This window comes from Pseudomonas sp. Xaverov 83 (assembly GCF_019352905.1).
Lineage (GTDB): Bacteria > Pseudomonadota > Gammaproteobacteria > Pseudomonadales > Pseudomonadaceae > Aquipseudomonas > Aquipseudomonas yamanorum.
Genome location: NZ_JAAAFU010000002.1, coordinates 124,922 through 137,712 on the forward strand (window position 1 = coordinate 124,922; position 12,791 = coordinate 137,712).

Here is a 12,791-nt window from a genome sequence, read left to right on the forward strand (position 1 = left end):
CCATAAGCCGCCGTTACCGAAGAAACGGATATGTACTCAGTCAGGGGCGCCCATATCTCATCCCCCCCAACCCACCTACGCAACTATTGGTTACAAGTTGGTGATAACCTCACCCTTCCCCCACCCAGACCCGTCTCCCCGATGCCCAGTGAACCCGCGCTGCTACTACGTCACCACCGCCCTTTCATCGCGTTCTGGCTGGCGCGGATCTTCACCGCCAGCGGCTTCCAGATGCTCACCGTGGCCATCGGCTGGAACCTCTACCAACTGACCGGCAACGTGCTGGACCTGGGCTTGGTCGGCCTGGTGGAATTCGTGCCACGGGTGCTGTTCATGCTGCACACCGGCCATGTGGCCGACCGCTATGAACGGCGCAAGGTTGCGGCCATCTGCCAGACCGTTCAAGCCTTGATCGCGCTGTCCCTGGCGATTGGCGGGCTGACCGGCAACGTCACCCGCGAAATGATTTTTATCTTGGCGTTCCTGCTAGGCGCGGCGCGCTCGTTTGAAATGCCCACCACCCAGGCCCTGCTGCCGAGCATCGTGCCCACTGCGCTGTTTCCCCGCGCCGTGGCGTCGTCGCAATCGGCACAGCAATTGGCCACTATCGTGGCGCCGGCGTTGGGCGGTTTGTTGTACGCCTTCGGCAGTGTCTGGGTGTATGGCCCTACGGTGGTGCTGTACCTGATTGCCTGCGTGCTGACCCTGAACCTGCCCGCACGCCAGACGCCCTTGAACAAGGCCAAGGCGACCATGGATTCGCTGCTGGCCGGGATTCGTTTTATCCGCAGCCGGCCGGACATCCTCGGGGCGATTTCCCTGGACCTGTTTGCCGTACTGCTGGGCGGCGCCACGGCGTTGCTGCCGGTATTTGCCAAGGACATCCTGCTGACCGGGCCGTGGGGGCTCGGGCTGCTGCGGTCGGCGCCGGCAGTCGGGGCGTTGCTGATGTCGTTGTGGCTGGCGCGGTTTGCCGTAGACCGGCACGTCGGGCGGATCATGTTTACGGCGGTTGGGGTGTTTGGCGTGGCCACCATCGCGTTCGGCCTGTCGACCTCGTTCTGGTTCTCCTTGGCCGTGCTGGTGGTACTGGGCGCCGCGGACATGATCAGCATGGTGATCCGCGCCTCGTTCGTACAGCTGGAAACCCCGGATGAAATGCGCGGCCGGGTCAGCGCGGTCAACGGGCTGTTTATCGGCGCGTCGAATCAGTTGGGCGAGTTTGAGTCCGGAATCACCGCCCACTGGTTCGGCACCGTCCCCGCCGTGGTCATGGGCGGCATCGGCACGCTGGTGGTGACCGGGGTCTGGATCAAACTGTTCCCGACCCTGGCCAACCGCGACCGCATGCATGTGCCGGTGGAAGAACCCGCCAAGGTTTAGAAGACCTTATCGAGGGTGACGGGAAAGTCCCGCACCCGCTTGCCGGTGGCGTGATACACCGCGTTGGCCACCGCCGCCGCGACCCCGACGATCCCGATCTCGCCGACGCCCTTGGAACCCAGCGCGTTGACGATCTCGTCGTGTTCTTCGACAAACAGCACGTCAATCTCGCCAATATCCGCGTTTACCGGGATGTGGTACTCGGCCAGGCTGTGGTTCATGTAGCGACCCAATGCATGATCAATCTGGGTCTCTTCATGCAACGCCATGCCAATACCCCAGACCACACCGCCGAGAATCTGGCTGCGGGCCATCTTCGGATTAACCACCCGCCCGGCCGCAATCGCACTGACCACCCGACTGACCTTGATGGTGCCCAGGTCTTCATCCACACGCACTTCGACAAACACTGCCGAATGCGTGGCTGAGGCGTAGCCTTCGCGCTGTTTGCCCGGTTCACAATCCACCTGAACCTCCAGCGCCTGCTCACCGCTGTCCTGTACCAGTTGCGCCAGGGAGATGCGCTGGTCACCAGCATGCAGCTGGCCATTTTCGAACCGCGCCGACTCTGCATCTTTAAAAGCCGGATAAGTCTTGCGCGCAATCTCCAGCAGCTTGGCATTCAACGCCTCACACGCCTGCTGCACCGCACTGCCCACCGACGACACGGTAAACGAGCCACCCTGCAGCGGCGCCGTCGGCAGTGAGGAGTCCCCCAACAGGAACGTCACGTCACTCACCGGAACGCCACTGGCCTGGGCCGCAATCTGGGCCATGACCGTGTAAGTGCCGGTGCCGATATCGGTGGTGGCACTGCTGACCGTGAGCTTGCCCAGGTGATCGATCCGCGCCTTTGCGCTGGCCTTCATTTGCAAGGCCTCCCACACACCGCCGGCCATGCCCCAGCCGATCAGTTGGCGGCCATCACGCATGCTTCGCGGTTCCGGGTTGCGCTGGCTCCAGCCGAAACGCTCGGCACCTTCGCTGTAACACTCGCGCAAGGCTTTGCTGGACCAGGGCTTGTCTTCGTTCTGATTGCGCTCGGCGTAGTTGATCAGCCGCAGTTGCACCGGGTCGATGCCCAGGGCGCAGGCCAGTTCGTCCATCGCGCACTCCAGGCCGATCACCCCGAGCGCCGCTCCAGGCGCGCGCATGTCCAACGGCGTGAACACATCCAGTGGCACCAGTTTGTAGGTCAGCAGCACGTTATCGCAGTGATAGAGCATGCCGCTCCATTCCACCACGTGCTCGCTGAAGTCCTCGAAGCGCGAGGTCTGGCCGATCGCGGTGTGGCCCAGGGCGAGCAAGCGACCATTGGCGGCCGCGCCCAGTTGCAGACGCTGCAAGGTACGCGGGCGATAACCAAACGTGAACATCTGCTGGCGTGTAAGAGTGACGCGCACCGAACGCTTCAGGGCCAGCGATGCCATCACTGCCAGCGGCAACTGATACTGCGGGCGCAAACCGGAACCAAAAGCACCACCGACAAACGCAGCGAAGATTCGCACCTGGCTTTTATCCAAGCCGAAGACTTTCTGCACGTAGGCCTGGCAGTTCTGCGGGCCCTGGGTCTTGTCGTGGATATGCAGGGTGCCGTCCGGCTGGTACAGCACGGTGCTGGCGTGGGGCTCCATCGGGTTGTGGTGTTCGATGGGCGTGCTGTAGTGCAGATCCAGGCTCGTGGCGGCGCCGGTCCATTCGGCCTGGAAGTTGCCGCGCGGCTTGGGCGGTGTTTGTGGCGAAGGGTGCGCCTGGTCCTGCAAGGCCAGCAGGTCGGTCTCGGAAGGTTCGGCTGTGTATTCGATCTCAACCAAAGAGCCGGCATGACGCGCCAGCTCCAGGTTATCGGCAATCACCAATGCCAACGGCTGGCCGCTGTACAGCACGCGGTCGTTGTACAGCGGGCGAAATGGCGAGCCGTCGGCGGCATCGGCATCGGCGTAGCTGTCGTCGTAGCTGGCCAGTTTCGGGCGGTTGAGGTGATCGAGCACCATCACCACGCCCGGCAGCGCCAGGGCTTTGGAAGCGTCAATGCGGATGACCCGGCCCTTGGCGATGTTGCTCGACACCACACTGCCGTGCAGCAGGCCGTCTTCGGGAAATTCCCCGGCATATCGCGCTTGCCCGTTTACCTTGAGCAGACCGTCGACCCGGTCCAACGGTTTGCCGATCGCGCTCATGATGTGGCTCCCGCAACAGCGGCATCGCTCAGGGCGCGAACGATCGCGCGGCGTGCCAGTTTGATCTTGAAGCCGTTGTGTTCCAAAGGCTCGGCGTCCTGCAGCAAGGCTTCGGCGGCGCTGCTAAAGGTTTCGCGGCTGACGGACTGGCCGATCAGCGCGGCTTCCACCGCGCGATCACGCCAGGGTTTGTGGGCGACGCCGCCCAGGGCCAGGCGGGCGTCGACGATCACATCGCCGTCCAGCTCCAGCGCCGCCGCGACGGAAACCAGCGCAAACGCATAGGAGGCCCGATCACGGATCTTCAGGTAGTGGCTGTGGGCTGCCAGGTGGTCGGCGGGTAACTCGATGGCGGTGATCAACTCATCATCGGCCAACTGGTTATCCCGCTGGGGCGCATCCCCCGGCAACCGATGGAAGTCGGCAAACTCGATCACCCGCGCACCGCCCCGGCCCTGCACATGCACCCGGGCATCCAGCGCGGCCAGGGCCACGCACATGTCCGAAGGATGGGTGGCCACGCACTGATCGCTGGCGCCGAGAATCGCGTGAATGCGATTCAAGCCGACCCGCGCCGGGCAACCGCTGCCGGGCTCGCGCTTGTTACAGGGCACAGCGGCGTCATAAAAGTAATAGCAACGGGTGCGTTGCAACAGGTTGCCGCCAGTGCTGGCCATGTTGCGCAATTGCGGCGAGGCGCCGGCGAGAATGGCTTGGGACAGCAACGGGTAGCGTTGCTCGATCAGTGGGTGCCACGCGAGGTCGGCGTTGCTCACCAGGGCGCCGATCATCAGGCCGCCTTCGGTGGTTTCTTCCACATCGCGAAGCGGCAGGCCGGTGATATCGATCAGGTGCTCGGGGCGGCTGATGTTTTCTTTCATCAGGTCCAACAGGTTGGTACCACCGGCAATAAACCGCGATGCCGGGCTGACTAGGTGCACCGCCTCCTGCACGTCCACCGGCTTGCTGTAATGGAAGGGATTCATTGCTCACCTCCCTGGGTACGGCACGCCGGCAAGGCTTCTTCGATGGCATCGCGGATGTTGTTGTAGGCGCCGCAGCGGCACAGGTTGCCGCTCATCAGTTCCTGGATTTGCGCGGTGTCGTGGGCACGGCCTTCCCGGGCCAGGCCCACCGCCGAGCAAATCTGCCCCGGCGTGCAATAGCCGCACTGGAAGGCGTCGTGTTTGATAAACGCCTGCTGCATCGGGTGCAGGTCTTCCCCCGAGGCCAGGCCTTCGATCGTGGTCAATTCGGCACCGTCGCACATCACCGCCAGGGTCAGGCAGGCGTTCACCCGTTTACCGTTGAGCAACACGGTGCAGGCGCCGCACTGGCCGTGGTCGCAGCCCTTCTTGGTGCCGGTCAGGTCCAGTTGCTCGCGCAGCAGGTCCAGCAGGGTGGTCCAGGGCAATACATCCAGTTGGATGTCTCGACGATTGAGAGTCAGGCGTATCGGATGGCTGACGAACGGCTTGGCCGCCGCGCCGGTGTGGGTCGCGCTCATAAACACCTCACGGATTGGTGTGCAATCGCGGCGTTCAGGAAAGTCGCCGTCTTAGCGGTCCGACTTCCGCAGGTTATGAGCGTTCAAGACAATTGATGGGTGGCGATCAACGAATGCTGAGGGTGGTGACCAACTGGTTGCGCGGCGGGTTGATCGAGGTGTTGCTGTACTGAAACGTGCCGCCGGCTTCGACATCCAGCTGGAACGTATAGATGTAGCCCATCAACGTGCCAGCGCCGCTGCATGCCTGGCTGATGGAACCCACCTGGCAGATGGCAGTGCTGGTGCCGGACACCGGTGCGCCGTCGAAAAACGCCTGGGAGCTGTTGCCCAGGCCGACTTCCATCACGTACACCAGCGTCTGCCCACGGTGCGTGCACATCTGGGTGCTGGCCGCCCGTTCAGGGATGGTTTCCGTGCAATTGGCCGACTGCACCTTGAACACCCGCACCTCGCTCAACGCCGGTGCAGGCGCGCCCCACGCCGGTGCTGCACCGAGCCACAGGCCGATACAACCGAACAGAGCTAGACTCCAGGCGCTGGCTTTTTTCATGCTGTCGATGACCCTGTAATAAACGTCGGCGCAGTATGCCTCAAGGCCATGATCAAGCCTATGCGCCACTGGCCCTCGGCTGCTGGTATGATGCGCCGCTTTTTCCGATCCTCTCTGGAACCACAGCCGCTTGGCGCAGTTTGTGCTTTGACTTAGAGGTCAACAAATAACGACGCAAAATAGCGTCACAGGGAGCAGGCATGCTGGAAAAGCTGTTTCAACTCAAGGCACACAACACGAATGTGCGCACCGAGATTCTCGCGGGCGTCACCACCTTCCTGGCCATGGCCTACATCCTGTTCGTCAACCCGAGCATCCTCGGCGAGACCGGCATGGACAAGGGCGCGGTCTTTGTCGCGACCTGCCTGGCGGCGGCCATCGGTTCCACCGTGATGGGCCTGATCGCCAACTACCCGATTGCCCTGGCACCGGGCATGGGCCTCAACGCGTTCTTCACCTACACCGTCGTCCTGCACATGGGCCATACCTGGCAAGTGGCGCTGGGTGCCGTGTTCATCTCGGCGGTGCTGTTCTTCCTGCTGTCGATCTTCCGTATCCGTGAATGGATCATCAACAGCATCCCGCTGCCGCTGCGCTCGGCGATTGCGGCGGGTATCGGCCTGTTCCTGGCGTTGATCGCCCTGCACAACGCCGGCATCGTGGTCAGCAACCCGGCCACCATGGTGGGCCTGGGCGACCTGAAACAACCGGCACCGATCCTCGCCACCCTCGGCTTCGCGCTGATCGTTGCGCTGGAAGCCCTGAAAGTACGCGGCGCGGTGTTGATCGGCATCCTGGTGGTGACCATCGCCTCCATCGTGCTGGGCTTTACGCCGTTCGGCGGCGTGATGTCGATGCCACCTTCGCTGGCCCCGACCTTCCTGCAACTGGACATCAAAGGCGCCCTGGACATCGGCCTGGTGAGCGTGATCTTCGCGTTCCTGTTCGTCGACCTGTTCGACAACTCCGGCACCCTGATCGGCGTCGCCAAGCGCGCGGGTCTCATGGGCAAGGACGGCCACATGCCGAAAATGGGCCGTGCGCTGATCGCTGACAGTACGGCGGCCATGGCCGGCTCGCTGCTGGGCACCTCGACCACCACCAGCTACATCGAATCGGCTGCAGGCGTGAGCGCCGGTGGCCGTACCGGTTTGACCGCCGTGGTGGTCGCGATCCTGTTCCTGCTGGCGCTGTTCTTCTCGCCACTGGCGGCCAGCGTTCCGGCCTTCGCCACCGCACCGGCGCTGCTGTTCGTCGCCGTGCTGATGACCTCGGGCCTGGCCGAAATCGACTGGGACGACATCACCGTCGCCGCGCCGGTGGTGATCACCGCTCTGGCGATGCCATTCACTTATTCCATCGCCAACGGCATCGCCTTCGGTTTCATCGCCTGGACCGCCATCAAGCTGCTTTCGGGCCGCTACCGTGAGCTGAACCCGGCGCTGGTGATCCTGTCGATTCTGTTTGTGATCAAGCTGGGCTGGTTCAACGCATGACTTTTGACGCCGCAAGCTACACCGTTCAATTGGAAGAAAAGGTCACGCGCTTGCGTGACCTGCTGGCGCCGTTCGACGCGCCGGAGCCTCAGGTTTTCGACTCGCCGTTGCAGAACTTCCGCCTGCGGGCGGAGTTCCGCCTGTGGCGCGAAGAGGGTCAGCGCCACTACGCAATGTTCTCCCAGGACGACAAGCGCACGCCGATCCTCATCGAAGAGTTCCCGATTGCCAGCCTGCGCATCAACCAGTTGATGCCGCAGCTCAAGGCCGCCTGGCAAGCCAGCGCCGCCCTGAGCCACAAGCTGTTCCAGGTGGAGTTCCTCACCACCCTGGCCGGCGACGCGATGATCACCCTGTGCTATCACCGCCCGCTGGATGAGCATTGGCATACGGCGGCGAACAAGCTGGCGGCGGACCTGAACGTCAGCATCATCGGCCGCTCCAAGGGCAAGCGCGATGTGATCGGCCGCGATTACGTGGTCGAGAAACTCGACGTCAGCGGGCGCACCTTCAGCTATCGCCAGCCTGAAGGCGCGTTCACCCAGCCCAACGGCACCGTGAACCAGAAGATGCTCAACTGGGCGTACGAAGCCTTGGGCGATCGCAGTGATGACTTGCTGGAGCTGTATTGCGGCAACGGCAACTTCACCCTGCCCCTGGCCACCCGCGTGCGCAACGTGCTGGCCACCGAAATCAGCAAGACCTCGGTGAATGCGGCCCTGAGCAACCTCGATGAAAACGCGGTGGATAACGTCACCCTGGTGCGCTTGTCTGCTGAAGAACTGACCGAAGCCTTGAACGAAGTGCGGCCGTTCCGACGCCTGCACGGTATCGACCTCAAGAGCTACGAATTCGGTAGCGTGTTCGTCGACCCGCCGCGTGCCGGGATGGACCCGGACACCTGCGAACTGACCCGGCGCTTCGAGAACATCCTCTACATTTCCTGCAACCCGGAAACCTTGGCGGCAAACATTGCGCAATTGCATGACACGCACCGGATTACCCAGTGTGCGTTGTTTGACCAGTTCCCGTGGACGCACCATATGGAATCGGGTGTGTTACTGACCCGGCGTTAAATCCCCAGCACTGCACAGATCAAAATGTGGGAGCCGTCGAGCCTTAGCGAGGCCGCGATGGCGGTAGGTCAGACAGAAAAATGTCATCAGTCCCGCCGCCATCGCAGCCTCGCCAAGGCTCGACAGCTCCTACAATGGATCGGTCTGTTGGCAAATATCGCCATCATGCCGACGGCTGGAAATACCCCGCCAACGCCCGCAGGTCCTGCTCGTTCAGCAACCCCGCAAAATACTTCAGCTGTATCCGCGCCAGCAGGTACGCGTGCCGCGCATCCGCCAGGTCGCGGCGTGCCGTGAACAGTTGCTGCTCGGCATCCAGTACATCGAGGTTGACCCGTTCACCACCCGTTACGCTTTTCTTCGTTGCCGTCACCAGGGCGGTGGCCGAGCTGACTGCCATTTCATACGCCCGCACCTTGGCCGCGCCGCTGGTGTTGAGGTTGAATTGCTTGCGCAGTTCGATCAGCGTCCTGGCGGTCTGCGCGTCCAGTTCATATTGCGCCTGGGACAGTTGATTGGCGGCCTGGCGGGTTGACGCCGACACCGAGCCACCGGCAAACAGCGGCAAGCTCACCTGGATGCCAACGCTGTTGGTATCGTACTTCTGGTTGTAGCTGCTTTCCGAGTCGGAGCTGGTCTGGCGGCTGCTCGCATACAGGCTGACCTTGGGCATGTGCCCGGCGCGCTTGCGCTCCACTTCGTACTCGGCGACGTCCAGCGCGTGGTGCTGGGATTTGAGTTCCGGGTTGTTGGCCATCGCCATATCCCGCCAGGTTTCGAAGCGATTGGGTTCCAGCGGCGGGATGGCGAACTGTCGGGGCAGAGGCGCCAGCTCTTCTATCTGTAACGGCTCACCGACTATCGCTTCGAGTTCGCGCAAGGCAGCGTCCTGGGTGTCCAACGATTCGATCTCTTCGGCCTGGGCCAGGCTCAGGCGCGCCTGGGTTTCCAGCAGGTCGGTACGGGTGCCCTCGCCGCCCTTGAGCAGCCGCTCATTGAGTTGCAGGCGCTCGGCATACGCGCGTTTCTGGGCGCGGCTCAGCTCGATCCGCTCCTGGGCCAGCAACGCCTGGCTGTAGGCACTCAACACCCGCACAGCCAGCTCCTGGCTCTTGCCGCGAAAGCGTTCATCGGCAAACAGCGCCTGCGCTGCGCCCTGGCGATAGCGCGCATAGGCTTCGTAATCGAGCAGCGGTTGCTGCAAGGTCAGGGTCGACGCATAGCTGCGGTAATCACGGTCGCTGGTGACATTGCCCACCGCTGTCGACTGGGTGACTTCGGACGCGTTGCGCGAGTTGTTGTAGCTCCAGGACAGGTTCGGCAGCAGTCCGGCGCGACCGATGATGCGGTTTTCCTCGCCGGCCTCGCGTTCCTGGATCGCTGCCTGGAACGTCGGATCATTACGCAGCGCCAGGTTATAGGCATCAAGCAATCCCAGCGCCTGGACCGAACCGCTACAGGCACAGCACAGGCTGAATACCAGCGCCTTCATTCTTCCACCAACGCCATGTGAGTCCGATCCAGCAAAGGTTTGAACAGGTAGTTGAGCATCGAGCGCTCACCGGTTTTGACGAAGGCTTCCACCGGCATCCCCGGGCGAATCTGCAAGCCATCGAGCTGGCGCATGCCGGCGGCGCTGACTTGGGCGCGTACGGTGTAATACGGTTCATCGGTGCGCTCGTCGACCTGGCGGTCGGCCGACACCAGCGTCACTTCCCCGGCGATGCGCGGCGTGGTGCTCTGGTTGAAGGCCGAGAACAGCAGTTCCACCGGCAAGCCCGGGTGCACTTTGTCGACCATCTGTACCGGCACCCGCGCTTCCACCAGCAACGGTTCGCCCTGGGGCACGATATCCATCAACGCCTGGCCGGGCTTGATCACACCGCCCTCTGTGTACACATCCAGCCCAACCACCACGCCGGCCGCCGGCGCGCGCACCAGGCTGTTGGCCAGTTCGAACTCAGCCGAGGCCAGGCGATTGCGCAGGTCGTCACTGCGGGTACGGGTTTCCGCCAGTTGGCCACGCAGGTCTTTCTGGAAGTCTTCGCCAAGCTGGCGGATGCGCAAGCGCAGTTCGAGGACTTGCCGTTGCAACTGGCCGATGCGGCCGAAATCCTCGGCAATCGCGCCGTCGAGCTGGGCGTAAAGGCGCTCACTTTCCAGCAGCCGATTGCGCGGGATATAGCCGTCCCGCGCCAGCTCCCGCAGGCCCTGCAGTTGTTCATTCATCGCGGTGCGTTGCAGCACTTTGCTGGCCTGGGAATCCCGCGTGCCGCGCAGTTGCGCCTCGGCCCCGGCGATGGTTTCCCGCAGGCCTTGCTGCTCCGTGGCCAGTGCCTGGGCGCGACTGCTGAACAGTTGCCGTTGCAGGCTCAAGGTGGCGGCAGCCTCCGGATCGTTCAGCAGTTCGGGAGCGAAGACGATGGCCGACAAGCCTTCACTCTCCGCACTCAAGCGCGCTTCGCTGGCCTGGGACGCAATAAACTGGCTGCGCAACGACTGCATCTGCCCGCGCAACGGTGTCTCCTTCAAGCGGATCAATACCTGACCGGCGCTCACCACCTCGCCATCGCGCACTTCGATCCGCTCGACGATCCCGCCCGCCGGGTGCTGCACCGTCTTGCGGTGCCCCGAGACCATGACCTTGCCCGACACCGCCACGCCTTTGTCCAACGGCGCCAGTGCGGCCCAGCCGAGAAACCCGGCAAACCCGCCGAGCACCAGCCACCAGCCCAGGCGCGCGTATTTTTTATCGTCCAGCGCCAGTACGTTATTCACGGGCGGCACGCTGTTGTCCGCCACAAGCACAGGTCGGTTCATGCTTTTTTTCCTTCACCGAGGCGGTAGCTCATGCTCATCGTCGACACCGGTTTGGGCGGCGCTGCCGCAGGTTTCTGCGTGGCCTCCAACACCCGAACAGTCGGCCCGAACGCTTGCAGCTGTCCGTCCCGCAGAATCAACAATTGATCGGTCAGGGTCAGCACGTTGGTCTTGTGGGTGATCAACACCAGCGTGCGGCGCTGCGTCTTGAGCGAAGTGATCGCTTGCAGCAAGGCCTGCTCACCGGCTTCATCGAGATTGGCGTTGGGCTCGTCCAGTACGATCAGCGCGGGCAAGCCGTACAGCGCCCGCGCCAGTGCGACACGTTGCTTCTGCCCGCCGGACAATCCGGCACCGCCCTCACCCAGTTGGGTGTCGTAGCCTTGGGGCAGTTGCAGGATCAGTTGATGCACGCCGGCCATTTGCGCGGCAGCCAGGACCTTGTCCGAATCCACCGCGCCGAAACGCGCGATGTTGTCGGCGATGCTGCCGGCGAACAGCTGGATGTCCTGTGGCAGATAACCAATGTGCGGGCCGAGTTGCTGCTTGTCCCATTGCGCCAGGTCCGCGCCGTCCAGGCGCACCTTGCCGGCCATTGGTGCCCAGGCCCCCACCAGCAGGCGCGCCAGCGTCGACTTGCCACAACCGGACGGCCCGATCACGCCCAGCACTTCACCGGCGGGAAGACTGAAGCCGAGGTTGGCCAACGCAGGTCGACGACTGCCCGGCGCACACGCGCTCACCTGCTCGACCGTCAACTGGCCGCTGGGCGTCGGCAAGCTCATGCGCTCCGTACGTGCGGGGTTGGCCGCCAGCATCAATGACAAACGCTCATAGGCCAGGCGTGCCGAACTCCACTGTTTCCACACGCCGATCAACTGGTCGATGGGGCTCAGTACCCGGCCCATCAGGATCGAACCGGCGATCATCATCCCCGGCGTAATCGCCCCTTGCACCGCCAGCAACGCGCCCAAACCGAGGACCAATGACTGCAACGCCAGGCGCACGCCCTTGGACCAGGCACTGATGGCCGCAGTCTTTTCACTGGCCAGGTTCTGCGCCGCCAGAAACGCCTGGTGCTGGGCAAACCAGCGTGCGCGCAAGGTCGCCAGCATGCCCATGGCTTCGATGGTTTCGGCGTTGCGCAGGTTGGACGTGGCCTGCTGACTGGCGCTGATGGACAGTTGCGTGGCCTGAGCCAACGGCGCCTGGCAGATGTGCTGGTTAACCCAGGCGAAGGCCACCAGGATCACCGCGCCGGCCAGGGCCAGCAGACCGAGCCAGGGGTGGAACAGGAAGATCACCAGCAGGTACACCGGGAACCACGGCGCATCAAAAAACGCGAACAGCGCCTGGCCGGTGGCGAACTGGCGCAAGGCCGTCAAGTCGCTGAGCGCCTGCCCCGCCGCCTGGGTGCCGCCTTTCAGTTGCGCCTCGAACGCGGCGTCGTACACCCGCTGGTTCAGGCGCATGTCCATCTGCGTGCCGAGGCGGATCACCACCTGGCTGCGCACCCACTCCAGCGCGCCCATCAAGCCGAACAAGCCGAGGATCATCAGCGTCAGCATCAACAGGGTCATCTCGTTGCCGGAGGCGAGCACCCGGTCATAGACCTGCAACATGTACAGCGCCGGGGCCAGCATCAGCAGGTTGATCACCGCCGAGAACAGGCCGATGTTAAGGAAGCCGCTTTTATAGGCGGTGAGGGCGGCCAGGGTTTCGTTGCCGGCATGGCGCATCGGGGAATTCTCATGGGGGAAATCGGGAAACACCGAA

Annotated in this window: 10 protein-coding genes; 3 read left to right on the top strand and 7 right to left on the bottom strand. The window is 63.3% G+C overall.

Annotated elements, in window-relative coordinates:
- Positions 1-141: 141 nt before the first annotated feature.
- Positions 142-1,383, top strand: coding sequence for an MFS transporter (locus K0H47_RS00730; protein ID WP_063026986.1), 1,242 nt, complete (start codon positions 142-144; stop codon positions 1,381-1,383).
- On the opposite strand, the gene K0H47_RS00735 is transcribed toward K0H47_RS00730, so the two are convergent.
- The 4 genes from K0H47_RS00735 to K0H47_RS00750 all read right to left on the bottom strand — a co-directional run bounded on the left by K0H47_RS00735 (position 1,380) and on the right by K0H47_RS00750 (position 5,623).
- Entirely contained in the window at positions 1,380-3,563 is a 2,184-nt protein-coding gene (locus K0H47_RS00735) for a xanthine dehydrogenase family protein molybdopterin-binding subunit (protein WP_219271738.1), read from the bottom strand. The genes K0H47_RS00730 and K0H47_RS00735 overlap by 4 nt on opposite strands.
- On the bottom strand, positions 3,560-4,549 hold the full coding sequence (locus K0H47_RS00740; protein ID WP_063026983.1) for a xanthine dehydrogenase family protein subunit M: 990 nt from the start codon (positions 4,547-4,549) through the stop codon (positions 3,560-3,562). Before K0H47_RS00740 ends, K0H47_RS00735 begins: the two co-directional genes overlap by 4 nt.
- Complete coding sequence (locus K0H47_RS00745) at positions 4,546-5,070, bottom strand: (2Fe-2S)-binding protein (RefSeq protein ID WP_201140854.1); 525 nt, start codon at positions 5,068-5,070, stop codon at positions 4,546-4,548. The genes K0H47_RS00740 and K0H47_RS00745 overlap by 4 nt, the downstream gene beginning before the upstream one ends.
- A 106-nt stretch (positions 5,071-5,176) precedes the next feature.
- Positions 5,177-5,623: a DUF4879 domain-containing protein gene (locus K0H47_RS00750; protein ID WP_017477850.1), complete on the bottom strand. Its 447-nt coding sequence runs from the start codon at positions 5,621-5,623 to the stop codon at positions 5,177-5,179.
- Between the two features lie 200 nt (positions 5,624-5,823).
- On the opposite strand from K0H47_RS00750, the gene K0H47_RS00755 reads away from it, so the two are divergent.
- A complete protein-coding gene (locus tag K0H47_RS00755; protein ID WP_003215557.1) occupies positions 5,824-7,119 on the top strand; it encodes an NCS2 family permease in 1,296 nt (431 codons plus the stop codon).
- Positions 7,116-8,195: a tRNA (uridine(54)-C5)-methyltransferase TrmA gene (gene trmA / locus K0H47_RS00760; protein WP_219271739.1), complete on the top strand. Its 1,080-nt coding sequence runs from the start codon at positions 7,116-7,118 to the stop codon at positions 8,193-8,195. Before K0H47_RS00755 ends, trmA begins: the two co-directional genes overlap by 4 nt.
- Before the next feature lie 163 nt (positions 8,196-8,358).
- On the opposite strand, the gene K0H47_RS00765 is transcribed toward trmA, so the two are convergent.
- The 3 genes from K0H47_RS00765 to K0H47_RS00775 are packed head-to-tail and all read right to left on the bottom strand — an operon-like array spanning position 8,359 to position 12,754.
- A complete protein-coding gene (locus K0H47_RS00765; RefSeq protein WP_219271741.1) occupies positions 8,359-9,687 on the bottom strand; it encodes a TolC family outer membrane protein in 1,329 nt (442 codons plus the stop codon).
- On the bottom strand, positions 9,684-11,015 hold the full coding sequence (locus tag K0H47_RS00770) for an HlyD family type I secretion periplasmic adaptor subunit (protein ID WP_219271743.1): 1,332 nt from the start codon (positions 11,013-11,015) through the stop codon (positions 9,684-9,686). The genes K0H47_RS00765 and K0H47_RS00770 overlap by 4 nt, the downstream gene beginning before the upstream one ends.
- Entirely contained in the window at positions 11,012-12,754 is a 1,743-nt protein-coding gene (locus tag K0H47_RS00775; RefSeq protein ID WP_219271745.1) for a type I secretion system permease/ATPase, read from the bottom strand. Before K0H47_RS00775 ends, K0H47_RS00770 begins: the two co-directional genes overlap by 4 nt.
- Positions 12,755-12,791 lie beyond the last annotated feature (37 nt).